The 16,218-nt window shown below is 63.6% G+C and carries 12 protein-coding genes and 1 rRNA gene; 11 read left to right on the top strand and 2 right to left on the bottom strand.

All coding sequences use genetic code 11. The features are described 5' to 3' along the window. The first annotated feature begins 162 nt into the window (after positions 1–162). Positions 163–276: ribosomal RNA gene (gene rrf, locus E1N52_RS12050) — 5S ribosomal RNA — on the top strand. A 131-nt stretch (positions 277–407) separates the two neighbouring features. On the opposite strand, the gene E1N52_RS12045 is transcribed toward rrf, so the two are convergent. Beyond that, a complete protein-coding gene (locus tag E1N52_RS12045) occupies positions 408–1,601 on the bottom strand; it encodes a M20 aminoacylase family protein (protein ID WP_133183009.1) in 1,194 nt (397 codons plus the stop codon). A 179-nt stretch (positions 1,602–1,780) separates the two neighbouring features. On the opposite strand from E1N52_RS12045, the gene E1N52_RS12040 reads away from it, so the two are divergent. Together E1N52_RS12040 and E1N52_RS12035 are read left to right on the top strand one after the other, a co-directional pair. Then, entirely contained in the window at positions 1,781–3,859 is a 2,079-nt protein-coding gene (locus tag E1N52_RS12040) for a molybdopterin-containing oxidoreductase family protein (RefSeq protein ID WP_133183008.1), read from the top strand. Between the two features lie 148 nt (positions 3,860–4,007). Beyond that, positions 4,008–5,681: a long-chain fatty acid--CoA ligase gene (locus E1N52_RS12035; RefSeq protein ID WP_133183007.1), complete on the top strand. Its 1,674-nt coding sequence runs from the start codon at positions 4,008–4,010 to the stop codon at positions 5,679–5,681. A gap of 152 nt (positions 5,682–5,833) precedes the next feature. Here the strand turns inward: E1N52_RS12035 and E1N52_RS12030 are convergent, their stop codons facing one another. Continuing rightward, positions 5,834–7,018 carry a porin gene (locus tag E1N52_RS12030; protein WP_133183006.1) on the bottom strand — a complete coding sequence of 395 codons (1,185 nt, stop codon included), beginning with the start codon at positions 7,016–7,018 and terminating at the stop codon, positions 5,834–5,836. 306 nt (positions 7,019–7,324) lie between these two features. On the opposite strand from E1N52_RS12030, the gene coq7 reads away from it, so the two are divergent. The 8 genes from coq7 (at position 7,325) to mraY (ending at position 16,198) form a co-directional block, all read left to right on the top strand. Beyond that, positions 7,325–7,987 (top strand): 2-polyprenyl-3-methyl-6-methoxy-1,4-benzoquinone monooxygenase, encoded by a 663-nt coding sequence (gene coq7, locus E1N52_RS12025; protein ID WP_133183005.1) that lies wholly within the window; start codon positions 7,325–7,327, stop codon positions 7,985–7,987. 399 nt (positions 7,988–8,386) lie between these two features. Next, positions 8,387–8,815 carry a division/cell wall cluster transcriptional repressor MraZ gene (gene mraZ / locus E1N52_RS12020; RefSeq protein ID WP_028207782.1) on the top strand — a complete coding sequence of 143 codons (429 nt, stop codon included), beginning with the start codon at positions 8,387–8,389 and terminating at the stop codon, positions 8,813–8,815. Positions 8,816–8,832: 17 nt separating this feature from the next. Then, complete coding sequence (rsmH, locus tag E1N52_RS12015) at positions 8,833–9,786, top strand: 16S rRNA (cytosine(1402)-N(4))-methyltransferase RsmH (protein ID WP_133183004.1); 954 nt, start codon at positions 8,833–8,835, stop codon at positions 9,784–9,786. After that, positions 9,783–10,139: a cell division protein FtsL gene (gene ftsL, locus E1N52_RS12010; RefSeq protein ID WP_028207784.1), complete on the top strand. Its 357-nt coding sequence runs from the start codon at positions 9,783–9,785 to the stop codon at positions 10,137–10,139. Before rsmH ends, ftsL begins: the two co-directional genes overlap by 4 nt. Then, entirely contained in the window at positions 10,136–12,028 is a 1,893-nt protein-coding gene (locus E1N52_RS12005) for a peptidoglycan D,D-transpeptidase FtsI family protein (RefSeq protein ID WP_133183003.1), read from the top strand. The genes ftsL and E1N52_RS12005 overlap by 4 nt, the downstream gene beginning before the upstream one ends. Next, positions 12,025–13,575, top strand: a complete 1,551-nt coding sequence (locus E1N52_RS12000) for a UDP-N-acetylmuramoyl-L-alanyl-D-glutamate--2,6-diaminopimelate ligase (protein WP_133183002.1) — start codon at positions 12,025–12,027, stop codon at positions 13,573–13,575. Before E1N52_RS12005 ends, E1N52_RS12000 begins: the two co-directional genes overlap by 4 nt. Next, positions 13,572–15,008: a UDP-N-acetylmuramoyl-tripeptide--D-alanyl-D-alanine ligase gene (locus E1N52_RS11995; protein ID WP_133183001.1), complete on the top strand. Its 1,437-nt coding sequence runs from the start codon at positions 13,572–13,574 to the stop codon at positions 15,006–15,008. The genes E1N52_RS12000 and E1N52_RS11995 overlap by 4 nt, the downstream gene beginning before the upstream one ends. Before the next feature lie 20 nt (positions 15,009–15,028). Beyond that, positions 15,029–16,198, top strand: coding sequence for a phospho-N-acetylmuramoyl-pentapeptide-transferase (gene mraY, locus E1N52_RS11990; RefSeq protein ID WP_028207787.1), 1,170 nt, complete (start codon positions 15,029–15,031; stop codon positions 16,196–16,198). Positions 16,199–16,218 lie beyond the last annotated feature (20 nt).

Raw genomic sequence — 16,218 nt, 5'->3', positions numbered from 1 at the left:
CTATAACAGGTGTGCCTCCCTCCGGCTGTGGAGAGAAGGACGCACAGGTTGAGCGATCGCGTGTTGTGCCTGAAACAACACAACCCCAATTCAGCAACACCTCTTTACGCTTCTTCCCGATTGGCTGTGGCGCAGCACCCTGCGACGCAGCAACCCGTCATGCCTGATGACCATAGCGAGCTGGTCCCACCCCTTCCCATCCCGAACAGGACCGTGAAACAGCTCCACGCCGATGATAGTGCGGATTGCCCGTGTGAAAGTAGGTAATCGTCAGGCTCCTTATGCAGTAACGTCCAGAACCCCGGTGTCTCCGAAAGAGCGCCGGGGTTCTGGCGTTTACGCTTCTTTCAGATGCAGGAAAACAAAAAAGCCGTCCAATGGACGGCTTTTTGCATTGGTGCCTCGAATTACTGCTGCGCTAGAAATTTCGTCGCCAGGTGCACCCAAAACGACGATCCCACCGGCAGCAGTTGATCGTTGAAGTCATAGCTCGCGTTGTGCAGCATGCAAGGGCCTGCGCCGTGTCCTGCATCCCGGTGGCCGCCTTCGCCGTTGCCGAGAAACGCGTAGCAGCCGGGCTTCTCCAGCAGCATGAACGAGAAGTCCTCGGCGCCCATGGTCGGCTCGACGTTCGCGTCGACGTGATCGGCGCCGACCACCTCGCGCATGACCTCCGCGGCGAACTGCGCCTCCGCGCTGCTGTTCACCGTAGGCGGATAGTTGCGATGGAAGGTGATGTCGACCGAGCAGTCATACGCTTCAGCTGTGCTCTCGGCGATCTTGCGCAGTCGCGATTCGATCAGATCCAGCGTGTCCGTCGTGAAGGTACGCACCGTTCCCGCGATCCAGGCCGTATTCGGCACCACGTTGACCGCATCGCCTGCATGAATCTGCGTGATCGAGAGCACGGCCGTATCGAGCGGCTTCTTGTTGCGGGTGATGATGCTCTGCAACCCGTTCGCGATCTGCACCGCCGTGAAGACTGGATCACGACCATTGTGCGGCAACGCGGCGTGCGAACCTACACCCTTGATTTCAATGCGGAATTCGTTGCTCGAGGCCATAATCGGCCCTTCGGTCACGCCGAAGTAGCCAGCCGGCATGCCCGGCCAATTGTGAATACCGAAAACGGCATCCACAGGAAACTGTTTGAAGAGGCCATCTTCGATCATGGCTTTCGCGCCGGCGCCGCCTTCTTCGGCGGGCTGGAAAATGAAGACGATCGTGCCGTCGAACTGTCCGTGCCGCGCGAGATACTGCGCCGCGCCGAGCAGCATCGCAGTATGGCCGTCGTGGCCGCACGCGTGCATCTTGCCTTCGTTGCGCGAGCGATGATCAAACGTGTTGAGTTCCTGGATCGGCAACGCGTCCATATCGGCGCGCAATCCGACCATACGTTTGCCGGTGCCGCGTTTGAGCACGCCGACGACGCCGGTCTTGCCCATGCCGCGATGCACTTCAATGCCCCATTCTGTGAGCTTCGCCGCAACGAGGTCGGAGGTTTGGGTTTCTTCGTAGCGCAGTTCGGGATGCGCGTGGATCGTTCGTCGGAGGCCCTGAATTTCGCCTTGGGCGGCCTGGATTTCCGGAATCAGTTTCATGGCGGACGGTGCTCAAAAAGTGGGCGCCCGGCCTTCGTCTCCAAAATAGGCCGGGTCTAGACGGACCATTCTACGCCGAACCTTTTTTTTCGCGCCAACCTACAGGGTGCGTACAGGGCGCGCGCCCCGAACATAATAAAATCGCTGCTACGACAGAACGCCTCACCCACGGAATTCCGATGAACGCCCCAGCCGAATTTGCACGTGCAGTTTGCCCGCACGATTGTCCCGATACCTGTGCGATGCGTGTGACCGTCGAAAACGGCCGGGCAATCAAGGTGAGCGGCGACCCTGACCACCCGCCCACGCAAGGCGTGCTGTGCACGAAGGTCACCCGCTATGCGGAGCGTGTCCATCATCCGAAGCGTTTGACGCAGCCGATGAAGCGTGTGGGGCGCAAGGGGGACGGGCGTTTCGAGCCGATCAGCTGGGACGAAGCCTGTCGCATCGCAGCCGAACGCCTCGGCGAAATCGCGCAGCGCGCGCCCGAAGCGATCCTGCCGTACAGCTATGCGGGCACGATGGGACTCGTTCAAGGCGATAGCATCGCCCAGCGTTTTTTTCACAAGCTAGGCGCATCGCGTCTCGATCGCACGATCTGCGCGGCGGCGGGCGCCGCCGGCCTGCGTTATACCTTCGGCTCGAGCCTCGGCATGCTCACAGAGTATTTCGCGGAAAGCGAAGTCATCCTGATCTGGGGCGCCAACCCGATCGCGTCGAACCTGCACTTCTGGACCCGCGCGCAGGAAGCGAAACGCAACGGCGCGAAGTTGATCGCAATCGACCCCTATCGCTCGCTGACGGCCGAGAAGTGCCATCAGCACATTGCGCTCAAGCCCGGCACGGATGGCGCTCTCGCGCTCGGCATGATGCACGTGCTGATCGCTGAGGACCGTCTCGACCACGATTACATTGCGGCCCACACGCACGGCTTCGACGCGCTGAAGGCGCGCGCGCTTACCTACACGCCCGCGCGCGTCGCCGAGATCTGCGGCATCGAGGAACAGGTCGTCGTCGATCTCGCGCGCCTTTACGCCTCGACGCGCAAGGCGGCGATTCGTATGAACTACGGCCTGCAACGCGTGCGCGGCGGCGGCAACGCCGTACGCGCCATAGCCTGCCTGCCCGCGTTGACGGGCGCGTGGCGCGATCGCGCGGGCGGCGTGCTGCTTTCGTCGTCGGGCTGGGCCCCTGTCGATGCGAACGCGCTCCAGCGTCCGGATCTGATCCCGGGCTGGCCGCAGCATCAGCCGCGCATCGTCAACATGAACCAGATCGGCGACGCGCTCACGCACGCAGGCGACGCCACATTCGGGCCGAAGGTCGAAGCGCTCGTCGTCTACAACTCGAATCCGGTTGCGGTTGCGCCCGAGTCGGCGAAGGTCGCGGCTGGCTTTGCGCGCGAGGACCTCTTCACTATCGTGCTCGAGCAGTTCCAGACCGACACCGCCGATTACGCCGATCTGCTGCTGCCGGCCACGACCCAACTCGAACATCTCGATGTCCACAAGTCCTACGGCCACACGCATGTCATGGCGAACTTGCCTGCCATCGCGCCCGTTGGCGACGCGCGGCCGAATACCGAAATCTTCCGTTCCATCGCGCGCGCGATGGACCTGACCGAGCCGGCGCTGTTCGAAAGCGACGAAGACGTGGCGGCCCACGCATTCGACTGGAGCGATCCTGCGCTGGGCGGTGCAGACTGGGCGGCGCTCAAGCGCGAAGGCTGGCTGAAGCTGAACATTCCCGAAGCGCCGTTCGCGAACGGCGGTTTTCGCACGTCTACGGGCAAGTGCGAGTTCCATAGCGAAGCGCTTGCGAAGGCCGGGCTCGACCCGCTGCCCGACTACCTGCCACCGTACGAGTCGGCGGACGGCGCGCCCGAGCTCGCCGCGCGTTATCCGCTCGCGATGATCTCGCCGCCTGCGCGCAACTTCCTCAACAGCACCTTCGTGAACGTGGAGAGCCTGCGCGCGACAGAAGGGCAGCCGCACGTGGACCTCCATCCCGCTGACGCCGCGAGCCGCGAGATTGCCGATGGCGATGAGGTTCGCGTGTTCAATGATCGCGGATCGATGCGCGCGCGGGCGCGTGTGACTGACCGAGCGCGCAGCGGTCTCGTGGTTGGATTGTCGATCTGGTGGAAGAAACTCGCGCCGGACGGCCGCAACGCCAACGAGGTGACGAGCCAGGCGCTCACCGACCTTGGTGGCTCGGCGACTTTCTACGATTGCCTCGTCGAGGTCGAGCGCGCCTGACGGCGCCTCACGCTACCGCTAGCGGCCCCACAACGCACGTTCGAGGGGCCTTTCTAACTCGCTGATTTGCTGACATAAACGTTGGGTCGCCATGCTACGATCCAATTTTTTAGCACGACCATTCGAAAAATCAAGGAGGAGACGCTGCATGGAAAAAGTCTGGCTGAAATCTTACCCGCCCGGCGTTCCCGCTGAAATCGACGCGAGCCGTTACGCGTCCGTGACGGCGCTGCTCGAGGAGAGCTTCAGCGAATTCCGTGCAAAGCCCGCTTTCGCCTGCATGGGCAAGACGATCACCTACGGCGAGCTGGACCAGCTCTCCCAGCGTCTGGCCGCGTGGTTCCAGTCGCGCGGCATCGCACGTGGCGCGCGCATTGCGCTCATGATGCCCAACGTGCTCCAGTATCCGGTCGCGCTCGCCGCAGTGCTGCGTGCGGGATACGTCGTCGTGAATGTGAACCCGCTCTACACGCCGCGCGAACTCGAACACCAGCTGAAGGACAGCGGCGCCGAGGCGATCGTCGTCCTCGAAAATTTCGCCGGGACCGTGAGCGCGGTTGTCGCCAATACGCGCGTGAAGCACGTGCTGGTCGCGGCGATGGGCGATCTGCTTGGCGCGAAAGGCTTCATCGTCAACTTCGTCGTGCGTAGCGTGAAGAAGATGGTGCCCGCCTGGAACCTTCCCGGCCACGTGCGCTTTAACGACGCGCTCGCCGAAGGGGCACGCAAAGGCTTCACGCGCGTCGAGCAGACGCCCGAGGACGCCGCCTTCCTTCAGTACACGGGCGGGACGACCGGCGTGGCCAAGGGGGCGACGCTGCTGCATGGCAACCTGGTCGCCAACGTGCTGCAGTCGGCGGCATGGACAGAGCCCGCACTCGAGAAATTGCCGTCCGGTACGCAAGCGGTGACGGTCGCGGCTCTGCCGCTGTACCACGTGTTCGCGTTGACCGTTTGCGGGCTGCTGACGCTGCGCACCGGCGGTCTCGCGATTCTGATTCCAAATCCGCGCGATATCGGCGGCATGATCAAGGAGCTGCGCGGCTACTCGATCACCTGTTTCCCCGCGGTGAACACGCTCTACAACGCGATGCTCAACCACCCGGATTTCGGCAATCTGGACTTCACGCACCTGCTCGTCGCAAACGGCGGCGGCATGGCGGTGCAGGAAGCCGTGGCCAAGCGCTGGTACGAGCGCACGCATACGCCGATCGTCGAAGGCTATGGCCTCTCGGAGACCTCGCCCAGCGTGACCTGCAATCCGGTAACGGCAACGGAATACACCGGCACGATCGGCTTGCCGCTGCCTTCCACCGAAATCTCGATTCGCGACGACGCCGGCAACGAACTGCCGATCGGCGAGGCTGGCGAGATCTGCATCCGCGGGCCGCAAGTGATGGCGGGCTACTGGCAGCGCCCGGAAGAAACGGCGAAGGTCATGACGCCGGACGGCTACTTCAAGTCGGGCGACGTCGGTCTCATCAACGCGCGTGGCTACATCAAGCTCGTCGACCGCAAGAAGGACATGATTCTGGTCTCCGGCTTCAATGTGTATCCGAACGAAGTCGAGGACGTCGTGGCCAGGCTGCCGGGCGTGTTCGAAGTGGCGGCGGTGGGCGTGCCGGACCAGAATTCGGGCGAGGCGGTGAAGCTCTATATCGTCAAGAAGGACCCGGCGCTCACGGACAAGGATGTGTTCGAGTACTGCAAGACGCAGCTCACCGGCTACAAGCGGCCGAAGATCATCGAGTTCCGCAACGATCTGCCGAAGAGTAATGTCGGAAAGATCCTGCGTCGCGAGTTGCGCGACGGTCGCGCCTGACGCAAGACCCACGAACCGAGCGCAACGTAGAAAGAAAGCGGCCTGCCCATCGAGGGCAGGCCGTTTTTTTCGCGCGCTGTCGCGAAACGACAAAACGCACCAAAGAAAAAAGGCGCCCGGAGGCGCCTTCGAGATTACAGCGACTGTTCTTCTTAGAACTTGTGACGGATACCAACGCGAGCCGTGAACACGTTGTTCGTGCTCGACGGCGTCAGGCCGTTGATCGATGCAACAGCGGTGCCGCCCGTCGAGTCGGTACCCGTAGCGTGCTGGTACACGCCGATCAGGTAGACGTCCGTGCGCTTCGACAGGAAGTAATCCGTGCCGATCGAGTACTGGAAGTACTTCGCGCCGCCGTCGCTCGTGCCATTCGCACGCGTGACGCTGCTGCCGTCCGTGTAGTCGAACGCAAAGCCTGCCAGCAGGGCCGGCGTGAACTGGTACTTGACGTTCGCTTCGACGTTGTTGAAGTTGGCGTTCGTGCCGCGCTCGAACAGCGAGGTCGACGTGGCGCCGAGGTTGCGGAAGCTGACGTTCGAGTACGTCAGGCCGAGCGTTGCTGCGCCGAACGTGTATGCGCCGCCTGCGCCGATGACCTGGTACGTGTTAGCCGATGCGAAGCCGCCGTAGACCGGGTTGCCAGCAGCCGTCAGGGCTGCGGATGCGCCAGCCGAGCCGCCGTTGTTGAACAGGCCGCCGGTAGCGTTCGGCGTACGTGCGTTCAGGTAACCAACGCCGAGGACGAGGGGACCGTTGTTGTAGCCAGCGCCCAACGACCAGATCTGGTTCGCCGAGAAGTTGCCTGCCTGGCCACCGAAGCTGTACGTGCCGCCGAACGTCAGGCCAGCGTAGTTAGCGCTCGTGAACTTGACCGTGTTGTTCGTACGGTAGGCGTTGTTGAAGTTGTCCAGATCTTGCGGGTGGGCAGCGATGTAGCCACCCCACTGGTCGCCTGCTTCGAGCGGGCCGACGTAGTCGACGACGGAGTCGTACTGGCGACCCAGCGTGACCGTGCCGAACTGTGCGCTCGAGAGGCCGACATAAGCCTGACGACCGAACATCAGGCCGCCCTGACCGAGCTTGCCGGTGTTCACGTCAAAACCGTTTTCCAACACGAAGACTGCCTTCAGGCCGCCGCCGAGGTCTTCAGCGCCGCGCAGGCCGAAACGGCTGCCTTGCATCACGCCGCTCGAGAGGTTGTACAGGTGCTTGCCACCCGAATTCGTGTTGATGTTGAAACCTTCGTCGATGATGCCGTACAGCGTGACGCTGCTCTGAGCGTGAGCAACGCCCGCGAACGCGCCCAGCGCAGCCAGCGCGAGAAGCGACTTCTTCATTGAATGATCTCCAGTGTTTGCGAATCTTTTGCGTCTTCTAACAGGACCGGTTTTTTATAGTGCGGGGTCCTGTCCTTCTAACTTCGCGAGAAGTTGCACGTAATGTAACAAAAGGGTTAATAGTCACAAAGGAAAAGCCAGGGCCTCGCTAAGTACCTGTTTCGTTTACACAACATGGTCTAGAATATGCGGCTATCTATCGGCGCTGCCCCGGATTGACGGATCTCCGTGAGTTTGTGTAGAGGTGAAAGGGCAGTCCGGGCGAGCGACAAATCCGGCTCGCCAACGAAATGAAAGGGAGGCTGGATGACGCTAGATGACTTGATTACCGAATTCGACCGGGGCCTGCGCTCTCTCACCGGCGTGTCGCGCATGACGCGTCCGATGCCGCAGCCTTCCCCCGTTACCATCGAAGTGACGCCCGAGGGCGATGCCGTACCAGCCGGCAGCGAACTCACACCCGCCGAGCGCACCCACGCCGCCGGTCTCATGCGCGTCAATCACGTCGGCGAAGTGTGTGCCCAGGCGCTGTATCAGGCGCAAAAAATCTCGGCGCGCTCGCCCTCGCTCAGAGCTGCCTTCGAACAGGCCGCGCGCGAAGAAGAGGATCACCTCGCGTGGACCTCGCGCCGGCTGCAGGCGCTCGACTCGCGTCCGAGTCTCCTTAATCCGCTGTGGTACGCGGGCGCGCTTGCTATCGGCTTCGCCGCCGGCCGCCTGGGTGACAAGGTGAGCCTTGGCTTCATGGCCGAAACCGAGCGCCAGGTCGAGCATCATCTCGACAGCCATCTCGACAGCTTGCCGCCCGCCGATCTCGAGTCGCGCGCCGTCGTCGAGCAAATGCGCGCCGACGAAATCTCGCACGCGAAATCGGCCACCGATCTGGGCGGAGTCGAATTGCCTTTGCCGGTGCGCTCGCTAATGCGTGTAGCATCGAAAGTGATGACGCGCACGGCCTACTACATCTGATTATTGGGCATGGGCCGGCAATCACTGTCGGCCCAAACCCGGATTAATCTTTCAGAGCTTTCAGCCCCCGGTTTTAATCCCCGCAAGCCCCCCGCTCGATCCCGCCATAGGCCGTTTATCGCCGCGCTTTTCACGTATCACCTTCAGAACCTGCGTTAGCTCATTCATTCATAACGGTTTTTGGCTTTTGTCCCGACTTCAACAAGTGCCGCTAAGTCCTTGTTCTAGCGGATAAATTTCGTCAAAAAACGTCCGGTCTCCCTTGACCCTCGTTGGGCGTTCCTCTAAAGTGGGAGACAGTGTGAGAAAGTGTATTTTTGTGTGATTTCAGGCGCGTATTCAGGTAGATTTTCCGGGATTTAGGCGGGCGGCCAAAAGCGCCGCATTAGGGGGAGCAAATTGTTCCAGGGGGCGTCGGCGCTGACACTCGATGCGAAAGGACGGATGTCGATTCCGTCTCGCTATCGGGAAGCGCTGCAACAACAGGCAGAAGGACGGGTGACGATCACCAAGCACCCGGACGGCTGCCTGTTGCTATTTCCGCGCCCCGAATGGGAAGTGTTCCGCTCGAAGGTCGCCGCCTTGCCGATGGACGCGCACTGGTGGCGCCGCATTTTTCTGGGCAATGCGTCCGACGTCGATGTCGACAGTGCGGGCCGCGTGCTCGTCTCACCTGAATTGCGTCTGGCAGCAGGAATGGAAAAGGAAGTCATGCTGCTCGGCATGGGTAGTCATTTTGAGTTGTGGGATGCGCAGACCTACGCCGCCAAGGAACAGGCGGCGATGGCGCAGGGCATGCCCGACGCCTTGAAAAATTTCACGTTCTGATCGCGGTTCAAAAAGCTATGGCATCTGCGATGGGACAGGGACTGCAGCATCGCACGGTGCTGCTAGACGAAGCGGTGAACGCGCTGGTCACACGCGCGGACGGCGTCTATGTGGACGGCACGTTCGGCCGCGGCGGGCATAGTCGCGCGATCCTCGGGCGTCTCGGCGAGGCCGGGCGCCTGATCGCGTTCGACAAGGACCCGCTGGCGATCGCGACGGCGCAAACCATTGGCGACGCGCGGTTTTCGATCGTGCATGAGAGTTTTGCTTCGCTGCGTGACGAGCTCGCGTCGCGCGGGGTAGGGCGTGTGTCGGGAATATTGCTGGACCTTGGCGTGTCGTCGCCGCAAATCGACGACCCGGAGCGCGGTTTCAGTTTCCGCGCGGATGGCCCACTCGACATGCGGATGGACCCGACGCGCGGCGAGTCCGCCGCTGACTGGCTCGCTCGGGCCACGTTGCAGGAACTGACGGAGGTAATTCGGGATTATGGGGAAGAACGGTTTGCTTTTCAGATTGCAAAGGCGCTTGTTGCTCGCCGGGCAGAGTCCGACCGTCTCGGGCCTCTCGACAGCACGGGCGAGCTTGCCCAAATCGTGGCTAACGTCGTCAAAACCCGTGAGAAGGGTAAGGACCCGGCAACCCGCACCTTTCAAGCTATACGGATTCACGTCAATCAAGAGCTTGCGGAGCTGCAGGTCGTTCTAGAAGCAGCACTGTCGTTGCTGGAACAGGGGGGGCGGCTGGTGGTCATCAGCTTTCATTCGCTCGAAGACCGGATCGTCAAGCGGTTCATGCAGGCGCACGCGAGCGCGCCGGCGGTGGATCGCCGCCTGCCGATCCGCGCCGTCGACCTGCCGAGCCCGCCGCTCAAGCTGCTCGGTCGCGTGTTCGCGAGCGACGAGGAAGTCGCCGCGAACCCGCGCGCCCGCTCGGCCGTGATGCGCACCGCGGAGCGCGTCACGCCATGAATCGTCTGAACATCTTCCTGCTGATCGTCGTCATGGGGTGCGCGCTTTCCGTCGTGAACGCCACCAATCAGCAGCGCCAGATCTTCATCCAGTTGCAACGTGCGCAGTCGCAGGAGCATCAGCTTCAGCAGGACTACGCACAGCTTCAATATCAGCAGAGCGCGCTGTCGAGAACGTCGCGCATCGAACAGATCGCTACCGACTCGCTCAAGATGCAGCCCGTCACGACTGGACGCACGCAATATCTGACGCTCGCGCCCGGCAGCGCAACCGCCGTCGACGCACCCGTGCCGACCTCGGCGCCCCCGCAGGGCGCCGCGCCCACGCCTGCCCGCCGCGGAGGCACGCGATGAAAAAGGACAATCGCCGCAAGAGCGTAGCCTTTAGCGCCAACCCCATTCTCTCCGTGCGCCTGCCGATGTGGCGCTCGAAGCTCGTCGTGTTCCTGCTTTTCATGGCGTTCGTCGCGCTCGCCGCGCGCGCGTTCTGGATTCAGGGCCCCGGCAACGCGTTCTATCAGAAGCAGGGCGAAAGCCGCTACCAGCGTACGATCGAGTTGCCGGCCACGCGCGGCAAGATTCTCGACCGTAACGGCCTCGTGCTCGCCACGAGTCTGCCCGTGCGCGCGATCTGGGCGATTCCCGAAGCCGTGCCCGACGACCTCGGCGCCGACAAGCTCAACCAGCTTGGCGCGCTGCTCGGCATGAACACGAAAGAGCTGCGCGCGAAGCTCTCCGAAGACAAGACGTTCGTCTACGTGAAGCGTCAGGTGCCGCTCGACGTCGCGCAGAAAGTGACGGCGCTCGACATTCCGGGCGTTTACCAGCGCAACGAATACAAGCGGTTCTATCCGGAAGGCGACGTCACCGCGCACTTGATCGGCTTCACCAACGTCGAGGACGAAGGCCAGGAAGGCGTCGAGCTGTCGGATCAGAAGGTACTCGCCGGCGTGCCGGGCATTCGCCACGTCATCAAGGACCGCATGGGCCACATCGTCGAAGACGTCGACGAAACGGTCGTGCCCCACGATGGCAAGGACGTCGAACTGTCGATCGACAGCAAGATTCAGTACATCGCCTATTCGAACCTGAAGGCCGCCGTCGAGAAGTTCAAGGCCAAGGCTGGCGCTGCGATGGTGGTGGACGTGCGCACGGGCGAAGTGCTCGCGCTCGTGAACTATCCGACCTACAACCCGAACGACCGCTCGCACCTCACGGGCGAGCAGTTGCGCAACCGCATTCTCACCGACGTGTTCGAGCCGGGCTCGATCATGAAGCCCTTCACGGTGTCGCTCGCGCTGGATCTGCACCGCGTCTCGCCGAGTACACTGGTGGATACGGGCCCGGGGCACTTCACGCTCGACGGCGCGACCATCACCGACGACGCGGCGTTCGGCGTCCTGACGGTCGGTGGCGTGATCCAGAAGTCGAGCAACATCGGCGCGACCAAGATCGCGATGACGCTCAAGCCCGAAGAAATGTGGGACATGTACACCAGCATCGGTCTCGGTCAGGCGCCGAAGGTCGGGTTCCCCGGCGCGGCGGCGGGCCGTTTGCGTCCGTGGAAAAGCTGGCGCCGCATCGAGCAGGCGACGATGTCCTACGGCTACGGCCTCTCTGTTTCGCTGTTCCAGCTTGCGCGCGCGTACACGGCGATCGCGCACGACGGCCAGATTCTGCCTGTGACGATCTTCCGCCACCCAGGCGACACGCAGCCGGTGCAGGGCACCCAGGTGTTCGCGCCGACCACGGCGCGTGAAGTGCGCACGATGCTGGAGAGCGTGGTGTCGAAGGACGGCACTTCGCCTGACGCCGCCGTGCCCGGCTACCGCGTGGGCGGCAAGTCCGGTACGGCGTACAAGCACGGGCCGCACGGCTACGATCATTCGAAGTACCGCGCGTCGTTCGTCGGCATGGCGCCGATGCCGAATCCGCGTATCGTCGTGGCCGTTACGGTCGACGAACCGACGGCAGGCAGCCACTTTGGCGGCGCGGTGTCGGGTCCGGTGTTCTCGGGCATCGTCGGCGACACGCTGCGCTCGCTCAACGTTCCGCCGGATATGCCGGTGAAACAGCTCGTCGTCGAGGACAACAGCGCCGCCGCCTCGGCCCCGTCCGTCGCAAACGCGCCCGCTGCGCCCGTGAAGCACGTGGCGAACACGACTACCGCGAAAAGCGCCGCGGCCGCGCATCACATGACCGTCGCGGACAACGCGAAAAATCGACCCGGAGTCGTCCGATGAGCGCCACGCGCACCCAGCATCCCGCGCACCGGCAGATCGCGGACGCGCTCGCATGGCTGCGCGCGCACGTCGCGCCAGAAGCGGGCCTGCACGCCGACACGCGCTCGCTCCAGCCGGGCGACGTGTTTCTCGCCTACGCCGTCGAGGGCGCGGACAACCGCCCGCACATCGCCAATGCGATCGAACGTGGCGCCGCAGCCGTGCTGTATCAGCCGGAAGGCTATGCGGGCGAACAGCTCGACGCGTCGATTGCACTCGCTGTGCCGCAACTCGACGTGCTCGCGGGTGAAATCGCAAGCGGCTGGTATGGCGACCCGAGCGACGCCATGCTCGTGGTCGGCGTGACGGGCACGAACGGCAAGACGTCCTGCAGCCAGTGGATCGCCTCTGCGTTCACGGCCATCGGCCAGAAGTGCGCGATCGTCGGCACGCTGGGCACGGGCTTTCCGGGCCAGCTCGTGCATACGGGTTTCACTACGCCCGATGCTCCGCAGCTGCAACGCAGCCTCGCGCAATTGCGCGGTGCCGGCGCACAGGCGATTGCGATGGAAGTCTCCTCGCACGCGCTGCATCAGGGCCGCGTGAACGGGACCTCGTTCGACATCGCCGTCTTCACGAATCTCACGCAAGACCATCTCGACTATCACCACACGTTCGAGGCCTACGAGGCCGCGAAGGCGCGTCTGTTCGCATGGCCGGGCCTGCGCGCCGCGATCATCAACGCTGACGACGCAGCGGGCCGCCGCCTGATTGCCGCTACACGCGGCAAGGCACGCACGATTGCGTATAGCGTGGCGACGCCCGCCGCCGACGCACCCGTCGCAGACGCTTGGCTGCGCGCGAACGACGTGCGCGCGACCGCCACCGGCACCGCGTTTCATCTGGAAACGTCGGATTGGGGCGAGGCGCAAGTCGAGGCGCACGTGCTCGGCCTCTTCAACGTGAGCAATCTGCTCGGCGTGCTCGGCGCGCTGCTTGCGGCGAATGTGCCGCTCGTCGCGGCGCTCAACGAGATCTCGAAGCTGCAGCCGGTGAACGGCCGCATGGAGCGTCTTGGCGGCCGCGCCGATCAAGACGAGCCGCTCGTCGTGATCGATTACGCGCATACGCCGGACGCGCTCGAAAAAACGCTCGAAGCGCTGCGTCCGATGGCAGCCGCACGCGGCGGCCAGCTCATCTGCATGTTCGGCTGCGGCGGCGATCGCGACGCGACCAAGCGCCCGCTCATGGGCGCGATCGCGGAACGCCTCGCCGACCAGGTCGTCGTGACGAGCGACAACCCGCGCAGCGAATCGCCCGCCGCGATCATCGAGCAGATCGCGCAAGGCATGCGCGACGCCGCGAAGGCGCGCCGCATCGAGGATCGCGCGAGCGCGATCCTGCAGGCGGTGCGCGGCGCGGCGCGCGAAGACGTCGTCGTGCTGGCCGGCAAAGGCCACGAGGCGACCCAGGAAATCATGGGCAAGAAGCGCGCGTTCTCCGATCAGGACCATGCGCGGCTTGCACTCGCCGCCCGTGCCACACACGGGCGCGGAGGTGGTGAATGACGATGCTTTCCCTGCGGGAAGCCGCGGCGCTGATTCCCGGCGCGAGCGTACTCGGCGACGAGAACGCAACGTTCGAGCGCATTTCGACCGACAGCCGCACCACCGGCCCCGGTGATCTCTTTGTTGCGCTCAAGGGCGACCGCTTCGACGCGCACGACTTTCTCGGCGAGGTCGCGAACCGCCACGTGAGCGCAGCGCTCGTTTCGCGCAGCCCCGGCGATTGGCGCATTCCCGCGCTGCGCGTGGACGACACGCGCAAGGCGCTGGGCGCGCTCGCACTCGGCTGGCGCCGCCGCTTCTCGATGCCGCTCGTCGCCGTGACGGGCAGCAACGGCAAGACGACGGTCAAGGAAATGATCGCGTCGATTTTCGCGGCGGCCGTTGGTGAAAATTTGCGTCTCGCGACCACCGGAAACCTCAATAACGACATCGGCGTGCCGTTAACGTTGCTGCGTTTGAACGGCGCTCATCAGCTGGCGGTGGTCGAACTCGGCATGAATCACCCGGGCGAGACCGAGTTGCTCGCGAAATTCGCCGAGCCGACGGTCGCGGTGGTGAACAACGCGCAGCGCGAACATCAGGAATTCATGGCGACGGTGGAAGCCGTCGCGCTCGAGCATGCAAGCGTGATTCACACGCTCAAGCCCACGGGCGTCGCGGTGTTTCCCGCCGACGACGCCTACGCGAGCATCTGGCGCGTGGCGGCTACGGGTTCGCGCATTCTCGATTTCGCGTTGCATACCGATACGCGTGCGGTCGAAGCGGCAGTCACCGGCAAGCTCGTCGACAAGCTCGGGGGCAACCGTCTCGCGATCGCGACGCCGGAAGGCCATCTCGAAGTGGAGTTGAAGGTGCTGGGCGCACACAACGCGCACAACGCGCTCGCGGCCACGGCGGCGGCGATTGCGTCGGGCGTATCGCTCGAAGCGATCGGCCGCGGGCTCGAGGCGTTCGAGCCGGTGAAGGGCCGCTTGCAGGTGAAGCGCGCGGCGCTTGGCGAGTTGACGGGCGCGATGGTGATCGACGACACCTACAACGCGAATCCCGACTCGGTGCGTGCAGCGATCGACGTGCTGGCTTCGCGCACGTCGCCGCGCGTGCTGGTGCTCGGAGACATGGGCGAAGTCGGCGACGACGGTCCCGCATTTCACCGCGAGGTGGGCGCTTACGCGAAGGAACGCGGCATCGACGCGCTCTACACGCTCGGCGACGCAGCGCGTGACAGCGCGGCGGCGTTCGGCGCGCAGGCGCTGCATGCATCGGACGTGGGCGAACTCGTGCGCGCACTGGCTGGTGCCGGTTACGGCGCTGGCGCAACGATTCTCGTGAAAGGCTCGCGCTTCATGCAGATGGAGCGCGTGGTGGCGGCATTGACAAACCCGCCGACGAATCCGCAAAACCCTGCGCCGGACGCCAAGTCCGGTGCGCACTGAAATACGAAGGAATACAAGGCATGCTACTGGCGCTGGCGCAATGGCTGCAGAATGACGCAAGCTTCTTGCGCGTGTTCAGTTATCTGACGTTCCGTGCGGTGATGGCTACCATCACCGCGATGGCGATCGGGCTTTTCCTCGGCCCGTGGGTGATCCGCAAGCTCACCGCAATGAAGGTCGGCCAGGCCGTGCGTACGGACGGCCCGCAAACTCACCTCGTGAAGTCCGGCACGCCCACCATGGGCGGCGTGCTCATTCTGCTGGGCATCGCGGTTTCCACCTTGCTGTGGGGTGACCTCACGAACCGCTTCATCTGGATCGTGATGCTCGTCACGTTCGGCTTTGGCGCGATCGGCTGGGTCGACGACTATCGCAAGGTCGTCTACAAGGACCCGCGCGGCATGTCTTCGCGCGAGAAGTACTTCTGGCAGTCGGTGATCGGTCTCTTCGCTGCGGTGTATCTCGCGTTCAGCGTCTCCGAAGCGAGCAACGTACGCGTGTTCGATCTCTTCATGGCGTGGGTGCGTAGCGGCCTGTCGATGGGCCTGCCCGCGCGCGCCGACTTGCTGCTGCCGTTCCTGAAGTCGATCAGCTATCCGCTCGGCGTGTGGGGCTTCATCGCGCTCACGTATTTCGTGATCGTCGGCGCGAGCAACGCCGTGAACCTCACCGACGGCCTCGACGGTCTCGTGATCATGCCGGTGGTGCTGGTCGGCGCGTCGCTCGGCGTGTTCGCCTATGTGATGGGCAGCTCGGTCTACTCGAAGTATCTGCTCTTTCCGCATATCGCCGGAGCCGGCGAACTGCTCATCTTCTGTTCGGCGATGGGCGGGGCAGGGCTCGCGTTCCTCTGGTTCAACACATATCCGGCCCAGGTGTTCATGGGCGACGTGGGCGCGCTCGCGCTCGGCGGCGCGCTGGGAACCATCGCGGTGATCGTGCGTCAGGAAATCGTGCTCTTCATCATGGGCGGCATCTTCGTTGCGGAGACGCTCTCCGTGATGCTGCAGGTCACCTGGTTCAAGTACACGAAAAAGCGTTACGGCGAAGGGCGCCGCATCTTCAAGATGGCGCCGCTGCATCACCATTTCGAGTTGTCTGGCTGGAAGGAAACGCAGGTTGTCGTGCGTTTCTGGGTCATCACGCTGATGCTGTGTCTGATCGGTCTGTCCACGCTCAAGCTGCGTTGAGCCTCTAAGTAAGCAAGGGA

This window comes from Paraburkholderia guartelaensis, assembly GCF_004353905.1.
GTDB lineage: Bacteria > Pseudomonadota > Gammaproteobacteria > Burkholderiales > Burkholderiaceae > Paraburkholderia > Paraburkholderia guartelaensis.
This window is presented reverse-complemented; position numbering and strand designations above follow the sequence as displayed.